This is a genomic window from Streptomyces sp. TRM70350 (assembly GCF_019219825.1).
Taxonomy (GTDB): Bacteria; Actinomycetota; Actinomycetes; order Streptomycetales; family Streptomycetaceae; genus Streptomyces.
Genome location: NZ_JAHUXH010000016.1, coordinates 69,175 through 93,124 on the forward strand (window position 1 = coordinate 69,175; position 23,950 = coordinate 93,124).

25 protein-coding genes and 1 pseudogene are annotated in these 23,950 nt (G+C 69.7%); 13 read left to right on the top strand and 13 right to left on the bottom strand.

Features of this window, described 5'->3' with window-relative positions; genetic code table 11:
* Positions 1–32: 32 nt before the first annotated feature.
* On the bottom strand, positions 33–677 hold the full coding sequence (locus KWI83_RS23200; RefSeq protein ID WP_218516307.1) for an HNH endonuclease family protein: 645 nt from the start codon (positions 675–677) through the stop codon (positions 33–35).
* Positions 678–1,070: 393 nt separating this feature from the next.
* On the opposite strand from KWI83_RS23200, the gene KWI83_RS23205 reads away from it, so the two are divergent.
* Both KWI83_RS23205 and KWI83_RS23210 read left to right on the top strand, forming a co-directional pair.
* The gene (locus tag KWI83_RS23205) at positions 1,071–1,652 is read left to right on the top strand and encodes a TMEM165/GDT1 family protein (protein ID WP_218516308.1); all 582 of its coding nucleotides are present in this window, start codon (positions 1,071–1,073) and stop codon (positions 1,650–1,652) included.
* A 189-nt stretch (positions 1,653–1,841) separates the two neighbouring features.
* Positions 1,842–2,510, top strand: coding sequence for an HAD-IA family hydrolase (locus KWI83_RS23210; protein WP_218516309.1), 669 nt, complete (start codon positions 1,842–1,844; stop codon positions 2,508–2,510).
* 80 nt (positions 2,511–2,590) lie between these two features.
* Here KWI83_RS23210 and KWI83_RS23215 read toward each other — a convergent pair whose 3' ends face one another.
* The gene (locus KWI83_RS23215; protein WP_218516310.1) at positions 2,591–3,508 is read right to left on the bottom strand and encodes a peptidoglycan-binding protein; all 918 of its coding nucleotides are present in this window, start codon (positions 3,506–3,508) and stop codon (positions 2,591–2,593) included.
* A gap of 266 nt (positions 3,509–3,774) precedes the next feature.
* Positions 3,775–4,257 carry a GNAT family N-acetyltransferase gene (locus KWI83_RS23220; RefSeq protein WP_218516311.1) on the bottom strand — a complete coding sequence of 161 codons (483 nt, stop codon included), beginning with the start codon at positions 4,255–4,257 and terminating at the stop codon, positions 3,775–3,777.
* Between the two features lie 116 nt (positions 4,258–4,373).
* Between KWI83_RS23220 and KWI83_RS23225 the strand changes: the two genes are divergently transcribed.
* Together KWI83_RS23225 and KWI83_RS23230 are read left to right on the top strand one after the other, a co-directional pair.
* A complete protein-coding gene (locus KWI83_RS23225) occupies positions 4,374–5,045 on the top strand; it encodes a hypothetical protein (protein ID WP_218516312.1) in 672 nt (223 codons plus the stop codon).
* A 5-nt stretch (positions 5,046–5,050) separates the two neighbouring features.
* A complete protein-coding gene (locus KWI83_RS23230; RefSeq protein WP_218516313.1) occupies positions 5,051–5,578 on the top strand; it encodes a hypothetical protein in 528 nt (175 codons plus the stop codon).
* Positions 5,579–5,584: 6 nt separating this feature from the next.
* On the opposite strand, the gene KWI83_RS23235 is transcribed toward KWI83_RS23230, so the two are convergent.
* On the bottom strand, positions 5,585–5,995 hold the full coding sequence (locus KWI83_RS23235; protein ID WP_218516314.1) for a DUF1992 domain-containing protein: 411 nt from the start codon (positions 5,993–5,995) through the stop codon (positions 5,585–5,587).
* A 98-nt stretch (positions 5,996–6,093) separates the two neighbouring features.
* Between KWI83_RS23235 and KWI83_RS23240 the strand changes: the two genes are divergently transcribed.
* Entirely contained in the window at positions 6,094–6,486 is a 393-nt protein-coding gene (locus KWI83_RS23240) for an FHA domain-containing protein (protein WP_218516315.1), read from the top strand.
* A gap of 6 nt (positions 6,487–6,492) precedes the next feature.
* Here the strand turns inward: KWI83_RS23240 and KWI83_RS23245 are convergent, their stop codons facing one another.
* Entirely contained in the window at positions 6,493–7,164 is a 672-nt protein-coding gene (locus KWI83_RS23245; protein ID WP_218516316.1) for an O-methyltransferase, read from the bottom strand.
* A gap of 230 nt (positions 7,165–7,394) precedes the next feature.
* Complete coding sequence (locus tag KWI83_RS23250) at positions 7,395–7,568, bottom strand: hypothetical protein (RefSeq protein ID WP_218516317.1); 174 nt, start codon at positions 7,566–7,568, stop codon at positions 7,395–7,397.
* Here KWI83_RS23250 and KWI83_RS23255 point away from each other — a divergent pair.
* Together KWI83_RS23255 and KWI83_RS23260 are read left to right on the top strand one after the other, a co-directional pair.
* Positions 7,567–8,067 carry a hypothetical protein gene (locus KWI83_RS23255; protein ID WP_218516318.1) on the top strand — a complete coding sequence of 167 codons (501 nt, stop codon included), beginning with the start codon at positions 7,567–7,569 and terminating at the stop codon, positions 8,065–8,067. The genes KWI83_RS23250 and KWI83_RS23255 overlap by 2 nt on opposite strands.
* 229 nt (positions 8,068–8,296) lie before the next feature.
* Complete coding sequence (locus KWI83_RS23260; RefSeq protein ID WP_218516319.1) at positions 8,297–10,348, top strand: bifunctional glycosyltransferase 87/phosphatase PAP2 family protein; 2,052 nt, start codon at positions 8,297–8,299, stop codon at positions 10,346–10,348.
* Here KWI83_RS23260 and KWI83_RS23265 read toward each other — a convergent pair.
* The 3 genes from KWI83_RS23265 to KWI83_RS23275 form a co-directional block, all read right to left on the bottom strand.
* On the bottom strand, positions 10,335–11,222 hold the full coding sequence (locus KWI83_RS23265) for a hypothetical protein (RefSeq protein WP_218516320.1): 888 nt from the start codon (positions 11,220–11,222) through the stop codon (positions 10,335–10,337). The genes KWI83_RS23260 and KWI83_RS23265 overlap by 14 nt on opposite strands.
* 90 nt (positions 11,223–11,312) lie before the next feature.
* Positions 11,313–11,693 carry a peptidase inhibitor family I36 protein gene (locus KWI83_RS23270; protein WP_218516321.1) on the bottom strand — a complete coding sequence of 127 codons (381 nt, stop codon included), beginning with the start codon at positions 11,691–11,693 and terminating at the stop codon, positions 11,313–11,315.
* Between the two features lie 272 nt (positions 11,694–11,965).
* On the bottom strand, positions 11,966–13,591 hold the full coding sequence (locus tag KWI83_RS23275; protein ID WP_218516322.1) for a helix-turn-helix transcriptional regulator: 1,626 nt from the start codon (positions 13,589–13,591) through the stop codon (positions 11,966–11,968).
* Positions 13,592–13,992: 401 nt separating this feature from the next.
* Here KWI83_RS23275 and KWI83_RS23280 point away from each other — a divergent pair, with 401 nt between their 5' ends.
* The 3 genes and pseudogenes from KWI83_RS23280 to KWI83_RS38915 all read left to right on the top strand — a co-directional run.
* Entirely contained in the window at positions 13,993–15,321 is a 1,329-nt protein-coding gene (locus tag KWI83_RS23280) for a glycosyltransferase family 39 protein (RefSeq protein WP_308122142.1), read from the top strand.
* Positions 15,322–15,494: 173 nt separating this feature from the next.
* Positions 15,495–16,892, top strand: coding sequence for a glycosyltransferase family 39 protein (locus KWI83_RS23285; protein ID WP_218516323.1), 1,398 nt, complete (start codon positions 15,495–15,497; stop codon positions 16,890–16,892).
* A 931-nt stretch (positions 16,893–17,823) separates the two neighbouring features.
* Positions 17,824–17,970: pseudogene (locus tag KWI83_RS38915) on the top strand (ArsR family transcriptional regulator); the annotation flags it as partial.
* Positions 17,971–18,059: 89 nt separating this feature from the next.
* On the opposite strand, the gene KWI83_RS23290 reads toward KWI83_RS38915, so the two are convergent.
* Complete coding sequence (locus KWI83_RS23290; RefSeq protein ID WP_374106356.1) at positions 18,060–18,479, bottom strand: ATP-binding protein; 420 nt, start codon at positions 18,477–18,479, stop codon at positions 18,060–18,062.
* Positions 18,480–18,571: 92 nt separating this feature from the next.
* On the opposite strand from KWI83_RS23290, the gene KWI83_RS23295 reads away from it, so the two are divergent.
* A complete protein-coding gene (locus KWI83_RS23295; protein WP_218516325.1) occupies positions 18,572–19,420 on the top strand; it encodes a helix-turn-helix transcriptional regulator in 849 nt (282 codons plus the stop codon).
* A complete protein-coding gene (locus tag KWI83_RS23300) occupies positions 19,380–19,658 on the top strand; it encodes a DUF397 domain-containing protein (RefSeq protein ID WP_218516326.1) in 279 nt (92 codons plus the stop codon). The genes KWI83_RS23295 and KWI83_RS23300 overlap by 41 nt, the downstream gene beginning before the upstream one ends.
* On the opposite strand, the gene KWI83_RS23305 is transcribed toward KWI83_RS23300, so the two are convergent.
* Positions 19,642–20,811 carry a steroid 3-ketoacyl-CoA thiolase gene (locus tag KWI83_RS23305; RefSeq protein ID WP_218516327.1) on the bottom strand — a complete coding sequence of 390 codons (1,170 nt, stop codon included), beginning with the start codon at positions 20,809–20,811 and terminating at the stop codon, positions 19,642–19,644. The genes KWI83_RS23300 and KWI83_RS23305 overlap by 17 nt on opposite strands.
* A 213-nt stretch (positions 20,812–21,024) precedes the next feature.
* On the opposite strand from KWI83_RS23305, the gene KWI83_RS23310 reads away from it, so the two are divergent.
* The gene (locus tag KWI83_RS23310; protein WP_218516328.1) at positions 21,025–22,260 is read left to right on the top strand and encodes a cytochrome P450; all 1,236 of its coding nucleotides are present in this window, start codon (positions 21,025–21,027) and stop codon (positions 22,258–22,260) included.
* Between the two features lie 116 nt (positions 22,261–22,376).
* Here KWI83_RS23310 and KWI83_RS23315 read toward each other — a convergent pair whose 3' ends face one another.
* Together KWI83_RS23315 and KWI83_RS23320 are read right to left on the bottom strand one after the other, a co-directional pair.
* Positions 22,377–22,793, bottom strand: a complete 417-nt coding sequence (locus KWI83_RS23315; protein ID WP_218516329.1) for a transglycosylase SLT domain-containing protein — start codon at positions 22,791–22,793, stop codon at positions 22,377–22,379.
* Positions 22,794–23,053: 260 nt separating this feature from the next.
* Positions 23,054–23,950: an ECF transporter S component gene (locus tag KWI83_RS23320; protein WP_218516330.1), complete on the bottom strand. Its 897-nt coding sequence runs from the start codon at positions 23,948–23,950 to the stop codon at positions 23,054–23,056.

Genomic DNA, 23,950 nt, shown 5'->3' on the forward strand with positions numbered 1-23,950 from the left:
CTCGGTCGGCAACGCTCGGGTGATCAATGCGCCTAGCAGGAGGCCAGGTAGTTGGTGAGCGCGTTCTTCTCGGCGGAGTCGACCGAGAGGTCGTAGTAGTACTTCACCTGGACCCAGGCGCGCACGTAGATGCAGCGGTAGGCGGTGCGGGACGGCATCCAGGTGGCCGGGTCCTGGTCGCCCTTGGCCTGGTTGACGTTGTCGGTGACCGCGAGGAGCTGCGGGCGGGTCAGGTCGTTGGCGAAGGCCTGGCGGCGGGAGGAGGACCAGTTGTCGGCGCCGGAGTCCCAGGCCTCGGCGAGCGGGACGAGGTGGTCGATGTCGACGTCGGAGGCGGCGTACCAGGTGGCGCCGTCGTACGGGGAGTACCAGCTGCCGCTGGTGGCGGCGCAGGAGGAGTTGGTGACGACGTTCGAGCCGTCGCGCTTGAGGACGGTCTCACGGGTGTTGCAGGAGCCGCTGATGGTGATCCAGTGGTTGAAGAGGTCCCGGTCGTAGCCGGTGCGGTCCTCGTTCGCCACGGTGAGCTGGGCGAGGTAGGAGCGGGCGGTGGCGCCGCTGACCGGGGTGGGGAGGGCGGCGGAGGCGGTGGGGGCGTTGAACAGGGCGACGGAGGCGACGAAGGCGCTGATCGCCGCGACTGTGCTCCGTCGTCGACGCGCGTAGAACCTGGGCATGCGAACTCCCTTGGGGTGTGGGGGTGTCGGGGTGCGGGCGAGGGAATGCTGTCGGTGCCGTGTTGCGAGCGCGTGTGCGTTCGATGGCAAGCTAGTGACGCGTGCATGACACGACAAGGTTCAAGACCGAACTTTCGGCTTCGGGGCCGTCGCGTACCATGGACGGCGCAGAAGGGGAGTAGCCCTTTCGCCGGACCGTCGACATACTGCTCAGCCCGTGAGGGACCTGGGCCGGCGCCCGGAGGCGGGCCTCGATCACGAGGCCGGCCGGCGAGACCTTCGGCAAGCAGTACACGCCCGTGCCGTACGGCACGGGTGCCGCGTGTGCTGCCGTGCCGAGGTCCGATGTTCGCCTGCGACTCTCGGCCGGTGGCCCCGACCGATTGAGGAACCTTGATCAGCCTCACCGTCACGGCGCTCGTCTTCGGCGTCGTCTTCCTCGCCGAACTGCCCGACAAGACCGCACTCGCCGGGCTCGTCCTCGGCACCCGTTACCGCGCCTCGTACGTCTTCGCCGGGGTGGCCGCCGCCTTCGCGCTGCATGTCGCGCTCGCCGTCGCGGCGGGCAGTGTGCTCACGCTGCTCCCGCGGCAACTGGTGCACGCGCTGACCGGTGTGCTCTTCCTGGGTGGCGCGGCGATGCTGCTGATGAAGAAGGACGACGGCGAGGAGGAGATCCGCAGCCCGCAGGACCAGTCCTTCTGGAAGGTCTCCGGGGCCGGGTTCATGCTCATCCTGGTCGCCGAGTTCGGCGATCTCACGCAGATCATGACCGCGAATCTCGCGGCGCGGTACGACGATCCGCTGTCCGTCGGGCTGGGTGCGGTGCTGGCGCTGTGGGCGGTGGCCGGGCTGGGCATCGTCGGGGGCAGGGCGCTGATGAGGCGCGTGCCGCTGGGGCTGATCACGAAGGTCGCGGCACTGCTGATGCTGGGCCTCGGGGTGTGGAGCCTTTGGGAGGCCGTGACCGGGTGAGAGGCCGTGACCGGGTGAGCTGAACGGCAGGTGAAGGGTTGGCCACGGTGGTGGCGGCGGCGCGACTTGTTTTGTACCGTGGGGGAACAAAGTGGCTCCCGCCCGTTTTCCCTGACCGGCGGGCGGGGCCGCCTTGTTTCGTCGGGGCCCGCCGCCTGCGCCGCCCCTCCCCGCGTCCTGGAGCTGCCGATGACGGCCACCACCGTGCCCACCGTGCTCACCGCCCGCGCCCTCCTGCTCGACATGGACGGCACCCTCGTCAACTCCGACGCCGTCGTGGAGCGCATCTGGCGACGGTGGGCCGAGCGGCACGGGCTGGACCCGGACGAGGTCATGAAGGTCGTGCACGGGCGGCAGGGATATGCGTCGATGGCCGTGCTGCTGCCGGACCGGCCGATGGAGCGGAACCTGGCGGACAACGCGCGCATGCTCGCGGAGGAGACCGCCGACATGGAGGGCGTCGTCGCGATCCCCGGTGCGGCGGACTTCCTGGCGTCCCTGCGCGGGCTGCCGCACGCGCTGGTGACCTCGGCGGATGTGCCGCTGTCCACGGCGCGGATGGCCGCGGCGGGGCTGGCGCTGCCGGACGTCCGGGTGACCGCCGAATCCGTGGGCGCGAGCAAGCCCGACCCCGAGGGGTTCCTCAAGGGGGCCGCCGAACTGGGCGTGGCTCCCGCGGACTGCCTGGTCTTCGAGGACTCCGGGGCGGGGATCGCGGCGGGGCGTGCTGCGGGGATGCGGGTCGTGGGGGTGGGGCCGCGGGCCTCGGTGCACCGGCCGGACGTGCTGGTGGCGGATCTGACCGGGGTGCGGGTCGAGGCGGCCGAGGGTGGGGAGATCCGGGTTTCTCTCGGGTAGGCCGACGAAGTGTCGGCTTCCTGTCGGGTGAGGGGTGGCCGGCTTCCTGTCGGGTGAGGGGAGGTCGGCTTCCCGTCGGATCAAGGCTCCGACGTTTCCGACTCCAGCTTCTGTCTGGTCTCCTCGCCGTAGACGCCCAGTTCGTCGGTCTGTACGCCGCGGGCCCACTGGTAGTTGCGTACGGCGTTCTCCACCTCTTGCGTGTAGTGGCCGTGCGGGTCGTCGTTGTACAGGTACAGCTGGCGCAGGCGGAGTTGGAGTTCCGTCACCTCGGGGCCGGAGTCGCCTCGGCGCAGGGTCGGGGCGGGCTCGTCGCGGTCGGAGGGGGCCAGGGAGCCCGTTGCGCGAACCGGGGGTGGCGACGGCTGGGCCGGGGTGGGTGACGGGGGTGGCGACGCCGGGGGCGTGGTGCGCGCCTGGGTCGGCGTGGGGGTCGGTGGGGGCGTCGGGGACGGGGATGGCGGCGTGGGGGTCGTCGCCGACGGTGTCGTTGCCGTCGGGGTCGGGCTCGGGCGCGTCGTGCGGGCCTCCGGTACTGCCTCCCGCACCGACTCCGGGGCCGCGCTGTCCCGGGTCGGGGGCTCGTACGAGAACAGGCCGCTCGCGAAGCCTGCCGCCGCGGCCACCGTGACCACCGCGCCGGAGGCCGCCAGCAGTGCCGTGCGGCGGCGGGCGGGGCGGGGGCGGGCGGTGCGGGGGCGTGGCTCGGATTCCGTGGCCCGCGTGATGGCCGGGGCGGGCGGCGAGGTCGGCGCGGGGAGCGGCAGGGTCGGCTCCGCCGGGGGCACTGCCTCGGTCGGCGCGTCCGGTGCGGTCGCGTCCAGGGCCACGTAGGGGCGTATGCGCAGCGGGTCGAAGTCCTCCGCCGCCGCCTGTTCCGCCGTGCGCGCGTCCCGCAGGGCCTCGGCGGCGCGTTCGCCGCACGCGCAGGACGGGGTGTTGTCCGCCCCCCTGGGCGCCCCGCACTCCGGGCACCGGTGTTTCTTCGGCTCCGCCACGCGTCCTCCCTCCCCTCGGGGCCGCCCCGTGGTCCCAGAGATTACGCGGATCCCGTGTGCGTCGTGTTCGCGAAGCCCCCGTAATCGCGCCGGAACGGCGCAGGCGTTCGGGTGTCGTCGACCGGGAGGAGGTGTCCTGGCGTGGTTCCTGAAGGAGGACCGGCTGCGGGTCGTTCAACTCCCGCACCAGATGCACCGTGACGGAGAGGTGCTGCGCGGGTCGGGATGCCCGCCGTGCGCGACTGCGGGTGCGTGGGGGTGCCTCATCAGGTGAGCCGCTTGCTGAACCAGTGCTCGGCGTACGGGTCTGTGTTGTGCGGCCCCGTCTCCTCGTAGCCGAGGCGTGCGTAGAGGGTCCGGGCCTCCACCAGGTCGCTTCTGGTGTCGAGGATCATTCGGGTGGCGCCGAGGTCGCGGGCGGCCTGCTCTGCGGCGGTGACGAGCCGTGTGGCTCCGCCCTTGCCGCGCAGGTGCGGCAGGAGGAAGACGCGGGTGAGTTCGGCGGTGGTCGGGTCGGGGGTCAGGCGTATGCCCGCCGTGCCGGCCGGTGTGGTGTCGTACCGTGCGACGAGCAGCAGGGTGAGGTCCTTGCCCGTGTCGGCGGCGATCTCCCGTTCCAGTTCGGCCGGGTCGGTTGTGCGGCCCTGGTGGCGTAGGTACCAGCGGTCACTGACCTCCGTGTAGTACGCCCGCCAGAGCGCGACGGCGGCGGGGGAGTCGGTGGGTTCCGGGGTGATCGTCCAGGGCATGGGCGGCATTGTCGGGCATGGCGGGCGCGCGTCGTTTGGGTGGGGGCGTGTGGGCAACCCGGTCAGTGGACCGGCTCGGTGATGGGTCGGTCGGGTCGAGAACCCGGAAGGCATTCATGTCCACTGGCTGGATCATTGCTCTGATCGTGATTGTGGCGGCGGTCGCCCTCGTCGTGGCCGCCCTGACCCTGCTCGGCCGTGGCGCGGGCGGCGGACGGAAGCTGAAGCGGCGCTTCGGACCCGAGTACGACCGGGCCGTGTCCCGGCACGACGGGAATGCGAGGGCCGCCGAACGTGAACTCGCCGAGCGCGTGGAGCGGCACGGCGAGCTGCGCGAGCGGCCGCTCGAACCGGCGCAGCGCGAGCGGTTCGAGGCCCGCTGGACGGCCGCCCAGGAGCGGTTCGTCGAATCCCCGCAGGAGGCCGTGACCGAGGTCGACCAGCTGCTGGCCGAGCTGGCCGGGGCTCGGGGCTTCCCGGACGGCGGGCAGTACGAGGAACAGCTCGCCGCGCTGTCCGTGCACCACGCGGACCACGTGCACGGCTACCGGCGCGTCCACCGCCTCGCCCGCGAGCGGGGGAGCGGCGCACCGGACGAGCGCACCGCCACCGAGGAGATGCGCGAGGCCATGGTCGAGGCCCGCGCCCTGTTCGAGGACCTGCTGCGTCCGACGCGCGACGACGACCAGGGGCGTCCGCCCACCGAACGGACCAAGACACTGGCCCACGCGGGCCCCGGCCGCCTGCACATGCCGTGGACGTTCGGGCGCCACGCGAAGGGGAGTTGAGGCACATGACCGACGTGACACGGCCCACGGGCGGTGAGCCGCCCGAGCCCGACCGCAGCGAGCGGCGCGAGGACCTCATCGGGCGTGAGACAGAGCCGGGGACGGCTCGGGAGACGGCGGAGACCGAAGGTACGGCGCGCGAAGTGCCGCCGACCGATGCGGCTCATGGGACTTCCGAGGCTGAAGGGGCCCCTGTGGCGCCGACCTCGGAGCGGCCCCCGGCCGACTTCTCCGCCCCCACCTCCCGCATGGCCCCGCTCCTGCCGCGTGAGGAGACCGACAAGTTCGAGCTGCGATTGCAGCAGGCGGTGTCCTCCTTCGTGGACGGCCCCCGGGCCGCCATCGAGGAGGCGGACCATGTGCTGGAGGAGATCGCGGCCCGGTTCACGGACGCCGTGACCCAGCGGCGTCGTACCCTGCGCCGGTCCTGGGAGGCGACCGACGAGGCCACCCCCGCGACCAGCGACACCGAACAACTCCGTCTCGCCCTGCGGGACTACCGCGAGCTGGCCGACCGGCTCCTGCGCCACTGAGGGAGGCTATCCGGCCGCCGCACGGCCCTGCTGCCACCGCCGTACGACATCCTCGACGTCGTACGGCTTCAGACCCAGCGGGGGGCCGGGCGGCGGCTTGAACATGACGTCGCGGATCTTGACGTTGACGTCCTCGACGATCTTCCGCACGAGCCGCTCCGACGGCGCCCGCATCGCGGCGAGCAGCGCGTCCTCGGCCTCCTTGCGCAGGGCGAGGGTGGGCGGCAGGACCGAGATGCCCTCGCGGGCCAACTTCCGCTTGATCCACCACTGTTCGTCGTAGGTGTCCTCGACGTCCTTCGGCAGTGGCTTACCCGCGCCCGGCAGATGGGCGAAGTCGCCGCGCGCCTGCGCGTCACGGATCTGCTTGTCGGTCCAGGACTCGAAGCTGACGCCCGGTGGCTTTCGCTCGGTCATGAGGCCATTGTGCCGGACGCCGCCCCGCCGGGCGATTTATCATGCGGCGGCGGCAGGCCAACCGGGCTGCCCGATCAGGACGTTGCAAGGGAGCGCACGTGCTCGAACTGACCATGGCCTCCGTCTCCGGGACGGATGCGGGCGCCACGGCCGGCATGCTCATGGCCGACGCGCCCAGCGAGCCGGGAACGGTGCTGCGGGTGGGCCGGGACAGGACCGTGTGCCGGCTCGTGACGCCCGAGGACTGGCTGTTCGTCTCGCGGGTGCACCTGGAGTTCCTGTGCGGGCCGGACGGCGGCTGGCAGGTGACCTGGCTGCGCGGCTCGCAGCCGGACCCGTCCTCCGAGGTCCGGCTGATGTCCGGCGAGTACGCCCAGCCGCTCGCGTACGGCGGTACGCTGCCGCTGCCCAGGGGCGGCAACGGCGAGATCGTCATCCAGGACCGCACCGGGCCGCGCAGCGTGAACGTGGGCTACTACCACGAGGCCTGAGCGGCCTCACCCGAGGACGCGCGCCAGCGCGAAGCCGTCGTAGCCCTTGCTGCCCACCGTCTGGATCGCGGTGCCGGTGAGCCTGGGGTGGGAGCCGATGAGTTCGATGGCGGCGCGCGTGCCCTGGACGTCGGGGGCGGGGCTGTCCGCCTCGGCGACGCGGCCGCCGCGGACGACGTTGTCGACGACGATCAGGCTGCCCGCGCGCGTGAGCTTCAGCGCCCACTCCACGTAGTGCGCGTTGTTGGCCTTGTCGGCGTCGATGAAGACCAGGTCGAAGGGCGGCGGGTTCTCGTCGGCGAGCTGCGGCAGCGACTCCAGGGCCGGGCCGACGCGCACCTCGACGACCTTGTCGAGGCCCGCGCGGGCGATGTTGCGGGTGGCCACCTCGGCGTGCTTCGGGCTGTACTCCAACGAGATCAGCCGGCCGTCGGCCGGGAGGGCGCGGCCCAGCCAGATGGTGCTGTATCCGCCGAGCGTGCCGATCTCCAGGATGTTCCGGGCGCCCTGCACCTGGGCGAGGAGCTGGAGGAACTTGCCCTGGGTCGCCGTGACGTTGACCCGCGGCAGCTCGGCCGCCTCGCTGTCGCGCAGGGCTGCCCGGAGGACCTCGTCGTCGCGCGAGAGATGGGTGGAGAAGTACTCGTCGACGACGTCCCAGATCTGCGACTCACTCATGCGCTCTGCCTCTCGTCGGTCTCGGTCTCGTTGGAAGCGCCGGCTGGTTGAACGTACGGACTGGTTAGGAGCCCTAAGTAGATATTCTAACGAGTGGGGGTGCGTCAGGTTTTCCTCCCGTGATGCCGGTGGGGCCAGTGGAGCGACGGCGGGTGATGAGTGCGGAAGGTGGTGTCCGTTGGCGCGCGGCGGAGTCGGTGGGCGCCGTCGACGAGGTCGGAGTGGGGAGGTCACGCCGACCGCGCGCCGACCCGAGCCGTGGGTGTTCGCGTCAGAACGCGGCCCGGGGTGTGCGGCTCCTCGTCCGGCCGGCGCCCTTCGAGCAGAGCCTGGCCGAGAGGGGACAGGGTGTGCCACACGGTGTTCGTCACCCGCAGGCTGATGATCAGGTTGGCGTCCCGCATGATCCCAGTGTGCTCGCTCGCCCTGCGGCGCGGTGACGCCGCCGCGGTGCTCCTGCACGTCGCGTGGCGCTGGCACTACGAGATCGCCGCGCTGGACACCGGCGAAGGCGGCGGCGTCATGGCCCACACCACCCGCCGTACGGTCGGCGCCGACTTCGAGTCGAACCACCTCTCCGGCACCGCCATCGCCCTCCACCCCACCGCCTACCCCCTGAACGGGAGCGAGGGCCTCTGGCCGCACCAGGAGGCGATCGTGCGGGACATCCTCGCGGACTGCGACGGCACCGTCGTCTGGGGCGGCGACCTCACGCCGGTGAAGCTCTCGCACTTCCACATCGCCGCCCGCCCCGGAGACAGAACGCTGTCCCGGACCACGGCCCGCCTGGGCACCAGCCGCCCCACCACATCCCGAACCCAAACCGCCGGCACGGTCGCCGACCCCTCCACCCCATGGCGCCGCACCAAGTCCCGCCACCTCCAACACGCAAAGGCCAACTGAGCCGACGCCTCATCTCAATACGCCCTGTCCAGGCCTGTCGGTGGGCGCCTGAACGCCTCTTCCGGGATCACCCTGTGATCCATCTCGCGCCCGGCCGAGGCAACCCGACCCCCCGCCGACTATCGTCTCCCGGACAAAAGGAGGGGGGACGTCAGGTGAATCGGGGGTTGCCTGCGTCTTCCCCACGTGCACGGCACGTGGGACGAACGGGGCGGGAGGCCGACGCGGCGTGGCGAATGCGGAGCACAGCGGGAGACCGGTGGGAGTCCTCGGAGCGACGGTCGGCGTACGCCTGCGCGCCGCGCGCCTGGCCCTGTGGCTGGTGGCCGCGATCCTCGGCGTACGGCAGATCGCCGTCGTCCTCAGCACCCCACGGGGTGAGCGGCTGACCGACCTGGAGACCTGGGTCGGCCCGGGCGGCGTCCTGCACGTCGAGGGCTCGCTCTACGACTCCACCCGCTTCACCGGCACCCCCTTCGGCGGCCTGGTCCTCAAGCCCCTCACCCGCGCCGCCGAACAGGCGCTCGGCTGGGGCTGGACCTTCGGCACGCTGCTGCTGGTCGTCGTCCTCGGCCTGGTCGCCGCCCGCGCTCTCCCGCCCCCCATAAGCCGCCGTACGTCCCTCGTCGCCGCGCCCGTCGCGATCTCCCTGCTGATGCTGTCGCTGCCGGTGCGCAACGCGTTCTGGCTCGGCCAGACCAGCATCATCCCGGTCCTGCTGGTCCTCCTCGGCTGCTTCGCCGTGCGCGGCGAGCGGGTCGGCGGCGCGCTGATCGGCGTCGCCGCCGCCTTCCAGCCGACGGTGCTGCTCTTCGCCCCGCTGCTGTGGTTCACGGGACGCAAGAAGGCCGCCGCGTCCCTGGGCGCGACCTTCGCCGGATGTACGGCGCTGGCGTGGCTGGTGATGCCGCACGACTCGTACACCTACTGGGTGCACCACATGGCCGGCGTCGGCCTCGGCGGCCGGGCCGACGACCTCGCCAACCAGTCCCTGCACGGCGCGCTGCTCCGGCTGGGCCTGTCCGGCCCGCTGGAGATCGCCCTCTTCCTGACCCTGGGCGCGGCGGTCGCCACCCTGGGCCTGCGCCGGGCCGTCCGCTACGCCCGCGACGGCCAGCTCCTGCTCGCCGTCGCCCTCACCGGCTGCGCCGCGATCGTCGTCGCGCCGACGGCCTGGCAGCACCAGCTGCTGTGGGTGCTGCTCGCGGTGGTCGGCCGGGTCGGCAGACGCGCCTCCGACCGCCTGGTGTGGCCCGTGGCCGTCGTCCTGGTGATGACCCTCCCGGCGAAGATGCTCCTGCCGAACATGGCCGCGCTGCACCCCCTGCGCGACAACGTGATCCTCCTCGCCGCGATCGCCGCCGCCACGGCCGTACCGTTCCTGTCGCGCACCTCCCCCTACTACCGCGCCCCGATCCCCACCGAGTACGCCCCACCGGTCCCGGCCCGCTGGAAGCACATACCGCTCCTGCCGTTCCTGCGCCGGGTCCTCTGCCGCCCGAACCTCCTCCTGGAGCTGCTCCTCATCCGTGTGACGTACGCCGCCTACTCCAAGGTCCGGCTGGCGGCCACCGGCGGCCGGGAGCGGGCCGAGGAGCACGGCGAGCAGATCCTCTCCCTGGAGCGGATGCTCCACCTCGACATCGAGCACACGCTCAACCACGCCATAGTGAAGGTCGACTGGCTCCGCCAGTTCTTCGACTTCTACTACACGTCGTTCCACTTCACCGTCCCGCTGACCGTCCTCGCCGTCCTGTACTGGCGCCGCCCGGTCGACTACCGCTGGGCCCGCTCCACGCTCGGCCTGACCACCCTCCTGGCCCTGATCGGCTTCTGGCTCTACCCCCTCGCCCCGCCCCGCCTGATGCCGGACCTCGGCATCATCGACACGGTCCACGGCGTCCAGGACTTCTCCCAGCCCGACTACGGCACCCTGACCGCCCTCACCAACCAGTACGCGGCGATGCCCTCACTGCACTTCGGCTGGTCCCTGTGGTGCGGCGTCGTGATCGCGATCGTCGCGCCCAGGGGATGGATGAAGGCACTGGGCCTGCTGCATCCCACCCTCACGGTGACCGCGATCGTCGTCACCGGCAACCACTGGGTCCTCGACGCGGTCGGCGGCGCCCTGGTGGTGGGCGCGGGCTTCGGGCTGGCGTATGTGTTCCAGGGGCCGCGGGCCGCAACTGGCGACGCTCTGGCTTCCGCTGCTCCAGGTGGCCTCGCGTGCACTGCGGACTCAGACGGCACCGGCGATACTAAGGCCGTCACTGTCGGTTGATGACCTCGCGCGCATGTTTCAGGTTTTTGGTCTTCGCCGAGGCAAGTTGCCCGAAGTAGGAGCGATGTAGAGCCACAGCCCGTCGCTGGAGGCGGGACTCCTCTGTATACAGCACCTTGACCAGGCGTGTCCGCTGTTTGCACTGGACATCCGCCACGGCTGTGGCGATCTCTTGGCGTGAGGCACCGTCGGACATCTCATGGCCGGACTCCTCCGACCACCACCGGGGGTCGGCGATGGACTCGTCGGGCGTGCGGTAGTCGAATCCCTTGTTCCGCATGCATGCTTCCCAGCGCTTCAGTGTCCTGATGGCCGTTGGCTCCCGCTTGGCCTTCGCCAGCAGCTCGGAGCTCAACCGATTGAATCTGCTGTAGTCGACTTTCGCCCCGTCGCGCAGGAGATAGGCGTTTGCCTTGTAGCCGCAGCCGGTCTTCTCGTCGTACGCCGCGCGTACGCCGTCGGTCCCGAGGTGTTCGTCGCGTTTCCTGCGTTGGTCCGTGATATCGGTTGCACCGGACAGAATGTCAGAGGTGGCGTGGTAACCGAATTTTCGGGCCACCTGGATCTCGATGACGCCGTATCGCCGACGGTTCTTCAAATCATCGACGTGCTCGGGGTAATTGAGAACTTGCCATTCATGGCCGCGTTTGTGCATGCATGCCCGGATCAGCAGATCCTGGGCTTTGGCAATGGTGAAGGATTCTCCGTGGGACAGCTCATACGCATCGAAGGGCAGTACGAGGCCGACGACCTCGGCGGTGGGTTTCGGGGCGTCGTACGCCTTATCGCCCTCTCCGCGGGTGGCGGCGTTCGCCGAGCAGCCAGTGATCAGCAGAGCTAACGCCACGAGAAATGCGGCACGGTGGTGTGTCACGGGAATCTCCGTCGTCCGACCTGTGCTGTCGGCCCTGTTCGGGCAGGGGAAGGGCGGTGCCGCAGATGTGCCGGCACCGCCCTGTTTCGCTCAGCGGAAGTCTACGCAGCTGGCCCTGTTGTCGAACCCGTTGTTGCTGAAATCGCCGTCGACGGAGTTGGCGCGGGCGAAGTAGTTGTCGCCGGAGCAGCCGACGTTCTGGTACAGCACCACGTCGCGGCTCGTCTGGTTCTTCATCGAGCTGGCCCCGTTGTCGACCCTGCTCGTCGTGCCGTTCCAGAACGTGTCGCTCAGGTCGCGATCGTCGCCCGAGAAGTTCTTGCTGCTACCACCGTAGTTGTCGTGCTGGAAGAGCCAGAAGTGCGTGGCCTGGGGCCCCGCCTCGGCGGCGGTGGCCGACTGGGCGAAACCGAACGCGGTCGCACCGACGAGTGCGGCGGAGCCGATGGCAGCGGCAATCCTACGACGCATTTTCTCTCTCCGTTCTCGGTGGGGGTGGCTGCGGCCGGGCAACCCGAGTCGAATCACTTCCCCCGATATTCCGGCCGCCTCCTGTCGCCTGTAATTCCAACGGGGTGGGCATGGCCTCGTCAACGAATGATTGGTGAGTTGGCCAGATTTCAAAGGGCCTGGATTTCAACCGTGCCGTCGGGAGAGAGATCGTTACCTGAGTGTTTACAGTGACATCGAAGGGCGGATAAGGATATTCCGCTTCACGGTTGGCCGGAATGCACCACCGCCTCTCAGGGGTGCTCCCGGGTGAGGAACCACATCACCCACGCCGTCAATGCGCTGGCGACGACCACAACGAGCAGTGTTGCGAGCACCTGGACGCGTCGGGCCGAGCGCACAGCCTCGCGCAGGGCCCGCTCGTCCTCCGCCACGCTAGCGGCGAGGAACGCGCCCTCCGACTCGTTGAGCTCTGCCACCGGCTCTCCGTCGGCCGTGGTGAACGCCTCCCGTGCCGCGCGCAGCAGAGCCCCCCGGTACAGAGCCCCCGGGTCGCGTGCCAGCCCCTCCCAGACGCGGGTCGCCTCGGTCAACCGCCGATGCAGCCGCAGCCGTTCGCGCTCGTCCTCGACCCATCCGCGCAGCCGGGGCCAAGCGGTGATCAGGGCCTCGTGGGCGAGTTCCACGCTGTCCCCGTCGACAGTCAGCAGCCGCGCTGCGACCATCCGCTCCAGCACCTCGGCGCCGACGCCCCTGGCCCGCAGCTCGGACAGCGGGACGGGCCGCCGGGTGTCCGGCCCGCCCTCGCCGGGGGAGATGAGTCGCAGCAGCATGGCGCGGGCCGCATCCGCCTCCGCCGGGCCGAACCGATTGAAAACGTCGTTCGCCGTGTGCGCGACGGCGCCCCGGACGCCGCCGATTGCGTCGTACGCCGACAGAGCCAGTCGCTTGCCCTTGCGGCGCCGCCACAGCTCCAGGAGCGTGTGGGACATCAGCGGTAGCCCGCCGGGCTCGTCCGCCACCTCGGCGAGGATGCGGTCCGTCACGGCCCGCTCCACTATCAGGCCGACCGCTCCGGCAGGCCGCACGATCGCCTCACGCAGCCGTTCGACGGACATGGCGGAGACCAACAGATGCGCCTCGTCGATGGCTCGGACGAGCCCTTGGTGCTCCGCGCAGTGCCCGAAAAAGTCGGCCCGTACGGCGATCAGGGTGCGCATTCGGCTGTCTGCCTCGCGCGCCGTCAGCAGCATCTCGATGAACGCGCGCCGCTGCGCCGGATCCGGGCACAGCGTGAAGAGCTCCTCGAACTGGTCGACCACGACGACCGTGTCTCCCACGGTGCCCTGGGCGGGAGCCAGCAGGGCACCACAGTCGCGTACGGGATCGGCCCCCGGCGTGCAGATGCGCACGGCACTGGGTTGGAAGTCGACCGCGCCGCCGTCCCGAAGGACCGGCACGACGCCTGCGCGTAGCAGTGACGACTTTCCGCTGCCCGAAGCGCCAACCAAGGCAGCGAACCGGTGCTCGGCCATCATCCGGAGCAGCCTGTCGACCTCGGGCGCTCGGCCGAAGAACAAGTGGCGGTCGTCAGTTCCGTATCGCGCCAGGCCTCGGTACGGTGCCGGGGCGTCGTCGGTCGCCGCCGCCCGCACTGCATCATTCGACGCGGCTCGCCAGCGTTGCGTCCACTCGGCTTGGTCCCCGCCGCAGGCACTGACGTACGCCAGGGTCACCGACAGGGAGGGCAGCCGTCGGCCGGCCGCCGCCTCGGAGAGTGTCGGTCCAGAATAGCCAGCGCGCCGGGCGAGTTCGCGGTACGACGGACTGCCCGCCTTCTCGCGGAGCAGGCGCAACTCGTGCGCGAGGCGCTGCACCGGCCCCTCGTCGGGGTCCAACTCGTTCTCGCGGCGACCCACGGTGCTTCCCTTCGTCTAGGCGGGCCTGGAGCGAGCCCGAAGCGACTCCGACCGGGATCCGGCTATTCCCTTCGGGTGGCATCCAGGGACGAAATCCACACGTCACGCTAGCCGTTCACTGGATTGATGGGTGATCCGCTGGGGGGCTGCCTATCAACTCCTGCGCTGGTGGGCTGAGGTCACGAGCCGATACGCCTGCGACGAAAGCCGAGTTCGCCATCGCCACTTCACAACTGCACGAGCCCGCAGCCCGTCGCCGCGGCCACCATGCGACCGTCCGTCTCGCGGCGCCGGCCACCGGCCCGGCACACACCGCATCTGTGGTCCTGCCCCCGTTCCTGGCCCTCGTGACCGGACTGTGGGGCATACGCCGCGGGGGAAGCCTGTGGCAGGACGAAGCCGTGACCTACGACATGGCCCACCGCACCTTGCCCGACCTGTGGGGCACGCTGGGCGATACCGATGCGGTCCACGGCTTGTACTACCTGTTCATGCACGGCGTATTCCACCTCTGGGACGGCGGTCTCCTCACACTGCGCCTCCCCTCTGTCCTGGCCATGGCCTGTGCGGCGATGGGGGTTGCTGCCGTCGGGCGGAGGCTCGCCGGGCCACGGGCCGGACTTGCGGCGGGCGTGGTGTTCACGCTGCTGCCGACCGTCCAGCGCTACACGCAGGAGGGTCGTTCCTATGCCTTGGTGACTGCGCTGGTCGTGGGCGAGACGTGGATCCTGCTCAGAGCATGCACTGACCAGGGCCGGCATCGGCGTCGCGGGTGGTGGGCCGGTTATGCCGCGCTGGCCGCAGTGTCCGGTCTGTTGCACGAGTTCGCCCTGCTGGCACTCGTCGCGCACGGTGTGGCCCTGCTCGCCGCCCGCCTGCCGCGGGCGCTCGTCGTGGCATGGGCGGCGTCCTGCTGCTGCGCGGTGGTGACGGTGACGCCGCTGGTGCTGCTGAGCCTGCGACAGTCCCGGCAGGTGGCGTGGATCGACGTGTCCGTGAGCGGAGACGTACTGGGGTTCGTGCTGAACACCGTCGTCGGGCTGGCCTGTCTGGCAGTCCGACGGCCGGCGTCCGCTGCCTGCCCGGGCGCGGGACTCGGCACGTTGGCCCTGCCGCTGCTTGTGATGCCGCCCGCGTTACTGCTGCTGGCCTCGGCTTTCAAACCTCTCTACGTCGACCGGTACGTGCTGTACGCCCAGGCCGGCCTGGCGCTCCTCGCGGGCGCCGCATTCGACGCGCTCTGGATGTCCTTGCGGGCGCGCGCGGTCTTGCTGCTCGCGACCTCGGCTGCCGCGCTGATCGCCCTGGTACCCGTAGGGACGCATCTGCGTAGCTCGGAGAGCCGGAGCGATGACGTCGCGGCGATAGGGCGCGCGGTACGGCAGACGACGGCGCCCGGGGACGGCGTGCTCTTCCTACCGGGCAGCCGCCGCGTGTGGAGCCTCCAGCAGGAGCCGTCTTCGTACGGCGGGCAGGACCTGGCGCTGTCCGCCTCACCGACCGCCTCCCGCACGCTCTACGGCACCGAGTTGCCGCCCGCAGACATCCGGAGACGCATCTTGGACGTCTCACGGGTTGTCGTGGTGCGTGAGCCGACACGTGAGCGCCACGAGATGAACGCACGGGAGGAGGCGAAGAAGGCGACCCTGCGCGCGTACTTCACACGATGCGCCCATACAGCCGTCGACACGGCACACATCGACGTCTACGTGCGCGGCGGCCACTGTTGACGCGAGCGCGTCACTCAGTCTCAGCAGGAGCATGGCCCATTTCGCAGGAGGAGACCATCACTCAGAACTTGGATGCCGCAAGGACACTGCCGACCGACGACTGTCCCCGCACAGTGGCCCAGCCGACCCCACATGGCAGGAAAAGGTCGACAGCGTCAATTCTCGTACCGGCCATGGTCGCGCTGGCCCTCGGCCTGTGGCGAATCGACAGGCAGGACAGCATGTGGCGTGATGAGTCTGTCACCTATCAGGTGGCCCACCGGTCACTGGGGGAGCTGTTCGGCCTCCTGTGCCACATCGACGCCGTGCACGGCCTGTACTACCTCCTCATGCATGGCGTGTTCGTCTTGTGGGACGGCGGCCTTGTCGCCCTGCGACTGCCGTCGGTGCTGGCGACTGCCATGGCAGCGGCCGGGGTTGGGGCGATCGGCGCGCGGCTGGCCGGCAGGCCGACGGGGGTAATCGCGGGGCTGGTCTTCGCGCTGTTGCCGGTGACGCAGCACTATGCGCAGGAGGGACGCTCGTACGCCCTGGTCACCGCCGGGGTCACGTGGGCGACTTACATGTTCCTGCGCGGTTGTCGAGACCCCCGCGCCCGGTGGTGGACGCTGTACGGCGTCGTTCTCGGGCTCGCGTGCTGGCTGCATGAGTTCGCCGCCCTGGCGATCGTCGCCCATGGGCTCACGCTGTGGCGGTTACGTGTGTCTCAGCGGCTGTGGCGGTGCTGGGGCATCTCGGCAGTCGGCGTGTCGCTCTGTCTTCTGCCGCTGGCGGCGGTGAGCGCGGGGCAGGCGGACGAGCAACTGGGTTGGTTGGGACGTCCGGGGCTGACTTCCTGGCTGCAGTTCGCCGGGATCTCGATCGTGGGCTGGCTGCTGTGCCGGTTCCTCGTGCGCCGCACCGGTCGGCGCGACCTGGCCGCTATGGCCCTCCCCATGCTCGTCGCGCCGGCGGGCTTGCTCATGGCTGTCTCCCTGGTCAAGCCCTGGTACGTCGAGCGCTATGTGCTGTATGGCATGACGGGACTGGCACTGCCCGCTGGGGCAGCCCTTGCGTGGGCTGTGGAGCAGCGTCACCGCCTTGTCCCCGTGGCCCGGGTTCTGACGGGGTGTCTGGTAGCCGTTGCGACGATCGCCGTACTGCTGCCGTGGTCGCTCTTTGTCCGCACGCCTGAAAGCCGCAAGGACGATGCGGTTGCCGTGGCCGAAGCAGTCGCGAGGTCGGCGGACGAGGGTGACGGGGTGCTCTTCATGCCTGCCAGACGCCGTGAGTGGCTGCTGTCGTATCCCACTGTGCTCGGGCGTCTGGACGACTTGGCCCTCGCGGAGTCCCCATCGGTCTCGCGCACTCTGCAAGGTACCGAATTGCCGCCTGAAACCATCAGGCGGCACATGCTGGCCACGGACCGCATCATCGCGCTGACCGATCCCGCAGGGCAGCCGCTCGATCCCTTCCCGCAGGAGGAGGCCAAACGGCAGACCCTGAAAGAGCACTTCGAGATCTGCGACAGGACTGAGGTGCACGGCGCACAGGTTCTCGTCTACTCCCGGAGTGGACACTGCTCGCCGTGACCTTCGAGCGGCATAGAACGTCCCTTATGAAGCGCCTGAAAATGATCTGGTCGCGATCACGGAGCCGTGTGAAGATCTCGCACGAAGGGGCTCTCCTGCCTGCACGCGTGGAGACCGCCGACCACTGACCAGGGTCGGCGGGGCGCCCGTATCAGCACTGGGGGGATGAGTGATTTCAGTTCGGCTTACGTCTGACGCTCTCATGGACGCCAGATTCGTGGTATCCCCGCTGGCCCAGATCGGATCTCTTCTTGGGTTCGGACTGACGGCCGTTGGAGACAGGCACTGGATGGACGGAGTGGCCGAGGAGGCGCTCGGTCACCGCGACTTGGGCTTGCTCATGGCGCTGCGACGCGAAAAGAAGAACTACGTACCCGGATTCATGTTTGCGGGGGCCGACGGCCACGGCTCGTTGGATGCGGAGCTGCACCTGGTCGCGTCGACGCCGAGCCGGATCGTCGCGCGCCAAATGGGTGACTTCGTGGAAGCCGCACTGACCGATCGGCGGTTGCCATCCGCGGAGACACAGAAGATCGCGGAGGCCCTGGAGGCCGGAGAGCGCGCGTTTGCAGAGCGGATTGCCCGCGAGTTGAGCGCCTTCTGGTCGGCGTGCATGTCGGCCAGGTGGAACGCCATGCACGTCCTGATGGAAAACGACATCCGGCGCCGCGCCGTTTCCATGGCCCGGCGCGGACTCGGCGCCACCCTCAGCTCCCTTCACCCGGACCTCTCGTACGACTCCGGCGTGCTCCGCATCCAGGGTGTCCACGTGTACGGCGTGATCGAACCCAAGAAGATCGTGCTGCACCCCTCTCCGCTGATGACGGCCTGGCTGCTCCGCGACGATCCGTCGGCCGAACACGGCACCCACCTCGCCTATCCGGTGCGGCCTGGCCTCGAAAGCGATCCGTTGACGGAGCACTCCGCGGGGATGGACTCCCTCGGCCTGGTCATCGGACAGGCTCGGCTTCTTCTGCTCACGGACCTGGGCAGCTCTCGGACCACGACGGAACTCGCGGAGCGCCACCACATCAGCGCATCCGCCGTGTCCTACCACCTGATCCGTCTACACCGGGTGGGGTTGCTGAGCCGGACGCGCGAAGGCAGCAAGGTCTACTACCAGCGGACGCCCGAAGCCGACCGCCTCATTGCCTACGGTGGGCGGGCTCATCGTTCCCGGCACTCGAACCAGACGGTCTTCCCGCCGTCGGCTCTCATGTCCACGCCCCACTTGTCGGTCACCGCGTCGAGAAGCAACAGCCCGCGTCCGCTCTCCGACTCCGGTGACAAGCCAAACGGCACGGAGGGAAGCTGATCCGAGCCGTCCGCAACCTCCAGGCGGGCGCCCGTCGGCAGCCGCATCACCAGCAGCGTGCAGCGGCGGTCCGGGACGTGGCGTACGACATTGGCGACCAGCTCCGTCACGCCGAGCTCCACCGCGTCGGTCAGGTCCGGCATCTCCCACTCCGCCAGGAGCGAGCGTACGATACGGCGGATGTGCCGCGCCGAGTGCTCGCCCACGGCCAGGTTCATGCGGTACTGGACGGGTCGCGGGGCCAAGTAGGCCGGGGGAATGTATTCGTTCACGCTACGAGGCTGGCCAGCCGCAACTACTCTGGGCAATGGAACGGATACAACCCGTCCCATTGTGGGCGGAGTTGCGTGAGAGGGGACCGTGCGTGACCCACATCAACGTCCTCGACCCCGGTGCCTCGCCGCTGGACTACTACGGCTACGAGCTGCGGCGAGCGCGGGAAGCGGCGGGACTGACACAGCGGCAGCTCGGGGACATCGTCAACTACACCGGGTCGCTGATCGGGCAGATCGAGACGGCGCGCAAGCTTCCGACGCCCACATTCAGCGAACGGGTGGACGCGGCGCTGGGGACGGGCGGTCTGCTGTCCCGACTGACGGAGCTGGTGCTGCGTAGCCAACTTCCGGCCTGGTTTCAGCAAGTCGCGGAACTTGAGTCGCGGGCCATCGAGATCTGCTCCTACCAAGACCATATGGTCCTGGGCCTTCTCCAGACCAAGGCCTACGCGCGTGCGGTGCTCGGCGTGCTGGATCAGACCAACCTCGACGACCGCACCACCGTAAGGCTGGCCCGCCAGCGCATCTTCGAGAAGAAGGATCCGCCGGTCTTCTGGGCCGTTCTCGGGGAAGCTGCGCTGTATCAGGCAATCGGCGGCCCGGAGACGATGCGGGAACAACTCGCCCACCTGTTGTCCTTCGAGAACAACCCCCGGATCAACATCCAGATCCTGCCGTTCTCAGTTGGCGCGCACGCGGGACTCACCGGCTCGTTCGACCTCTACCGCTTTCCGAGCGACCCGACCATCGTCTACATCGAGGGGTACGGCAGCGGGCATCCGACCGCCAATCCGGACACTGTCAAAGACTGCTCGCTCCGTTACGATCATCTCCAGGCCGCCGCTCTCTCCCTCAGGGACTCGGCGGAGTTGATCCGGCGCGTAATGGAGGAACGCTATGGCGAGCAACGCGGTTCCGACGGTGGCCCAGTGGCGTAAGTCCAGCTACAGCAGCGACCAGGGCGGCCAGTGCGTCGAGTGCGCACCGATCGGTCTGACGTGGCGCAAGTCGACGTACAGCGGTGACCAGGGCGGCGAGTGCATCGAGATCGCCGAAGCCCCCTGCGCCACCATCGCCATCCGCGACTCAAAGACCCCCACCGGCCCCCTGCTCACCGTCGCCCCCGCCGCCTTCACCACCTTCGTCTCCTGGTCGGCGGCTACAACCGCTGAATGATCGTGCCGGTGGCGAGTCCGCCGCCCGCGCACATCGTCACCAGCGCGAACTCCTTGTCCGCGCGCTCCAGCTCATGCAGCGCCGTCGTGATGAGCCGGGCACCCGTCGCTCCGACCGGGTGCCCGAGCGCGATCCCACCGCCGTTGACGTTGACCTTCTCCAGGTCCTGTTCGAAGACCTGCGCCCAGCTCAACACCACCGATGCGAACGCCTCGTTGATCTCGACGATGTCGATGTCCTTCAACGACATCCCCGCCTTGCCCAGCACAGCGCGGGTCGCGTCGATCGGACCGTCGAGGTGGAAGTGCGGGTCGGCGCCGACCAGCGCCTGGGCGACGATCCGCGCCCTCGGCTTCAGCTTCAGGGCGCGCGCCATCCGCTTCGACGCCCACATGATCGCCGCCGCGCCGTCCGAGATCTGCGACGAGTTGCCCGCCGTATGCACGGCCGTCGGCATGATCGGCTTCAGGCCCGCCAGTGCCTCCATCGACGTGTCCCGCAGGCCCTCGTCACGGTCGACGAGCCGCCACATGCCCTGCCCGGCGTGCTGCTCCTCCTCGGTCGTCGGGACCTGCACGGCGAACGTCTCGCGCTTGAAGCGCTCCTCCGACCAGGCGTTGGCGGCGCGCTGCTGGGAGAGCAGGCCGAGGGTGTCGACGTTCTCGCGGGTCAGGCCGCGGTGGCGGGCGATGCGTTCCGCCGCCTCGAACTGGTTCGGGAGGTCGACGTTCCACTCGTCGGGGAACGGCTTCCCGGGCCCGTGCTTCGAGCCCGACCCGAGCGGTACGCGTGACATGGACTCGACGCCGCAGGAGATGCCGACGTCGATGACGCCCGCCGCGATGAGGTTGGCGGTCATGTGGGAGGCCTGCTGCGAGGAGCCGCACTGGCAGTCGACCGTCGTCGCCGCCGTCTCGTAGGGCAGGCCCATGGTCAGCCAGGCCGTGCGCGCGGGATTCATGGACTGCTCGCCGGCGTGCGTGACCGTGCCGCCGACGATCTGCTCGACGCAGTCGGCGGGGATGCCGGTACGGCCGAGCAGTTCGCGGTACGTCTCGCCCAGCAGATAGGCGGGGTGCAGATTGGCGAGCGCGCCGCCGCGCTTGCCGATGGGGGTGCGGACGGCTTCGACGATGACGGGTTCGGCGGCCATGAGGCAGTCCTCTCGTCCAGAGTCAGGACCGGCGGGAACCAGCGGAGCTAGCGGAACTGGGGAACTGCGGGAGCTGCGGCAACTGGTACGTGTTCTAGTTCTGTGTGCAGTCTGCTGACGTGACGTCCGTCACCGCAAGGGTCTTGCAGTCTTCGGGGCCCGCCGTTACGTTCACGGCACTTCCTGATGGACCGTCAGATGGCTGGAGCCGCCATGCCCTGTCCAGCGCTTCCCGACGGGTTCGACTTCACCGACCCCGATCTGCTGCACCACCGTGTGCCCCTGCCGGAGTTCGCCGAACTGCGCCGCGTCGAACCGGTCACCTGGATCGCCCAGCCCGCGGGCCTGGCCGGTTTCCAGGACGAGGGCTACTGGGCCGTCACGCGGCACGCCGACGTCAAGTACGTCTCCACGCATCCCGAGCTGTACTCCTCGTCCCTCAACACCGCGATCATCCGCTTCAACGAGCACATCGAGCGGGACGCGATCGACGCGCAGCGGCTGATCCTGCTCAACATGGACCCGCCGGAGCACACGCGGGTGCGGCAGATCGTGCAGCGCGGGTTCACGCCCCGGGCGATCCGGGCGCTGGAGGAACGGCTGCGGGCCCGGGCGCACGCCATAGTCGAGGGCGCCCGCGCGCACTCCGGTCCGTTCGACTTCGTCACGGAGGTCGCGTGCGAGCTGCCGCTCCAGGCGATCGCCGAGCTGATCGGCATACCGCAGGACGACCGGGCGAAAATCTTCGACTGGTCGAACAAGATGATCGCGTACGACGACCCCGAGTACGCCATCACGGAGGAGGTCGGCAAGGAGTCGGCCACCGAGCTGATCGCGTACGCCATGAACATGGCCGCCGACCGCAAGCAGTGCCCGGCGCGGGACATCGTCAGCACGCTGGTGGCGGCGGAGGGCGAGGGCAATCTCGGGTCGGACGAGTTCGGGTTCTTCGTGCTGATGCTGGCGGTGGCGGGCAACGAGACGACCCGCAACGCCATCACGCACGGCATGCACGCCTTCCTCACACATCCCGAGCAGTGGGACCTCTACAAGCGGGAGCGGCCGTCGACGGCGGCCGAGGAGATCGTGCGCTGGGCGACGCCGGTGGTGTCCTTCCAGCGGACGGCCACCCAGGACACCGAGCTGGGCGGCAAGCAGATACGCAAGGGCGACCGGGTCGGCATCTTCTACGCCTCGGCGAACCACGACCCCGAGGTGTTCGACACCCCGGACGCCTTCGACATCACCCGTGACCCCAACCCCCACCTCGGTTTCGGCGGAGGCGGCCCTCATTTCTGCCTGGGCAAGTCTCTGGCGGTCCTGGAGATCGACCTCATCTTCAACGCGATCGCGGACGCGATGCCGGACCTTCGGCTGGAGGGGGATCCGCGTCGGCTGCGGTCGGCTTGGATCAACGGGGTGAAGGAGTTGCGGGTCAGGGCGGGGTGAGTACGTAGGCAGAAGACGGCGGCCCCGGGGATCGGGGGCCGCCGCCGTCGTGGGGGGCTGGTTTCTCAGCACCGGCCGAGGCTGTGGGGGCCACGAGAGGCCGGAGGTGTCGGCTCTCAGTACCAGCCGTTGGCCTGCCAGAAGTTCCAGGCGCCGACCGGGCTGCCGTAGCGGGACTTCATGTAGTCCAGGCCCCACTTGATCTGGGTCTGGGCGTTGGTCTTCCAGTCGGAACCGGCGGCGGCCATCTTGTTGCCCGGCAGGGCCTGGACCAGGCCGTAGGCGCCGGAGGACGGGTTGGTGGCGTCGACGTCCCAGTTGCTCTCGTGCTGGACGATCTTGCTGAAGGCGTTGAACTGGGCGGCGTCCGGGATCATCTTCTTGGCGATCGCCTTGGCCTGGGCGGGGGAGGCGCCCGACGCGGCGTGGGCCGGGGCGGCGGACAGCGCCATACCGGCGGTGGCGGCGGCGACGGCGATGCCGGTGAGGGCCTTCTTCGGGGTGGCGATGCGGCGGAGGATGGAGACGGACACGAGCGAACCTTTTCGTCGGGGACGGGGGATCGCGGCAGGCCGGAACCACGTGGTGCGTGGCGGGGGCATGCGTGGGCGCCGCGGCCCTGTGGGCTCGTCGGCGCCGTGCGACGTCATCCAGAGAAGCAGCCGGGCGAAGTGTCCGCAATGACCCCCTTTACTAGTTGTGGTCGCATACGGGGTGATGGGCCCCTGTGTGATCTGGCTCTCAATGTGCAGGTCAGGGCGGACAATGCCGCGTGCATGACATGCGAGCGGATCTACGACGGAGGATCGTTGGTGACGTGCGTCATGTGGGGTGCTTCACGGTCTGGGTGACTGTCCGCGCGCGAGCTCTCACCCGTCGGTGACGGAGTGGGCGGGTCGAATGTGACCGGCGTCTCGAAGGCGGCGCGGCGAGTGGCTCGGCGCAGAGCCTTGAGGACCGCCGGGCCGAGGGTGACGGTGAGGACGACCGTGACGATCGCGCGGCCCAGGTCCCAGCCGAGGGAGGTGGCCAGGCAGTACGCCAGGAAACGGGCCAGGTTGGCGGGGACCGGCGCGTCCGGGTCGAAGGCGATGTTCGAGGCCAGCGCGCTCATGAAGGGCCAGCCCGCGAGGTTCATGATCGTGCCGTAGGCGAAGGCCGCGAGGAAGCCGTACGCCCCCAGGAGGAGCAGCTCCGCGCGACCGCGGAGGCGGTCCGGCGCCGGGAGCAGGCCCGCCGCCATCGTGAACCAGCCCATCGCCAGCATCTGGAACGGCATCCACGGGCCCACCCCGCCTGTGAGCAGCGCCGACGCGAACATCGTGATCGCGCCGAGCACGAAGCCGAAACCCGGGCCGAGGACGCGTCCGCTCAGCACCATCAGGAAGAACATCGGCTCGATGCCCGCTGTCCCGGCGCCGATCGGCCGCAGCGCCGCGCCCGTCGCGGCCAGCACGCCGAGCATGGCCACGGCCTTCGGGCCGAGACCCGACTCGGAGATCGTCGCCGCCACCACGGCCATGAGGAGGACCAGCAGGCCCGCGAACAGCCACGGGGCGTCCTGGGCATGGGCCGCGACCTGGGAGGTGGGCGGGGCGAGGAAGGGCCAGAAGAACGCCGCCACGCCGACCGCGGTGGTGAAGGTGAGGGCGGCGAGGGAGCGGGGGCCCAGGCGGACGGGACCCTTCAT

Coding starts and splice junctions, on each gene's coding strand:
- KWI83_RS23200 (WP_218516307.1), bottom strand. CDS start 677: ATGCCCAGGTTCTACGCGCGTCGACGACGGAGCACAGTCGCGGCGATC.
- KWI83_RS23320 (WP_218516330.1), bottom strand. CDS start 23,950: ATGAAGGGTCCCGTCCGCCTGGGCCCCCGCTCCCTCGCCGCCCTCACC.
- KWI83_RS23230 (WP_218516313.1), top strand. CDS start 5,051: ATGACCGACGTGACACGGCCCACGGGCGGTGAGCCGCCCGAGCCCGAC.
- KWI83_RS23250 (WP_218516317.1), bottom strand. CDS start 7,568: ATGCGGGACGCCAACCTGATCATCAGCCTGCGGGTGACGAACACCGTG.
- KWI83_RS23300 (WP_218516326.1), top strand. CDS start 19,380: ATGGCGAGCAACGCGGTTCCGACGGTGGCCCAGTGGCGTAAGTCCAGC.
- KWI83_RS23285 (WP_218516323.1), top strand. CDS start 15,495: ATGGTCGCGCTGGCCCTCGGCCTGTGGCGAATCGACAGGCAGGACAGC.
- KWI83_RS23220 (WP_218516311.1), bottom strand. CDS start 4,257: ATGCCCTGGACGATCACCCCGGAACCCACCGACTCCCCCGCCGCCGTC.
- KWI83_RS23225 (WP_218516312.1), top strand. CDS start 4,374: ATGTCCACTGGCTGGATCATTGCTCTGATCGTGATTGTGGCGGCGGTC.
- KWI83_RS23235 (WP_218516314.1), bottom strand. CDS start 5,995: ATGACCGAGCGAAAGCCACCGGGCGTCAGCTTCGAGTCCTGGACCGAC.
- KWI83_RS23210 (WP_218516309.1), top strand. CDS start 1,842: ATGACGGCCACCACCGTGCCCACCGTGCTCACCGCCCGCGCCCTCCTG.
- KWI83_RS23245 (WP_218516316.1), bottom strand. CDS start 7,164: ATGAGTGAGTCGCAGATCTGGGACGTCGTCGACGAGTACTTCTCCACC.
- KWI83_RS23270 (WP_218516321.1), bottom strand. CDS start 11,693: ATGCGTCGTAGGATTGCCGCTGCCATCGGCTCCGCCGCACTCGTCGGT.
- KWI83_RS23310 (WP_218516328.1), top strand. CDS start 21,025: ATGCCCTGTCCAGCGCTTCCCGACGGGTTCGACTTCACCGACCCCGAT.
- KWI83_RS23305 (WP_218516327.1), bottom strand. CDS start 20,811: ATGGCCGCCGAACCCGTCATCGTCGAAGCCGTCCGCACCCCCATCGGC.
- KWI83_RS23255 (WP_218516318.1), top strand. CDS start 7,567: ATGATCCCAGTGTGCTCGCTCGCCCTGCGGCGCGGTGACGCCGCCGCG.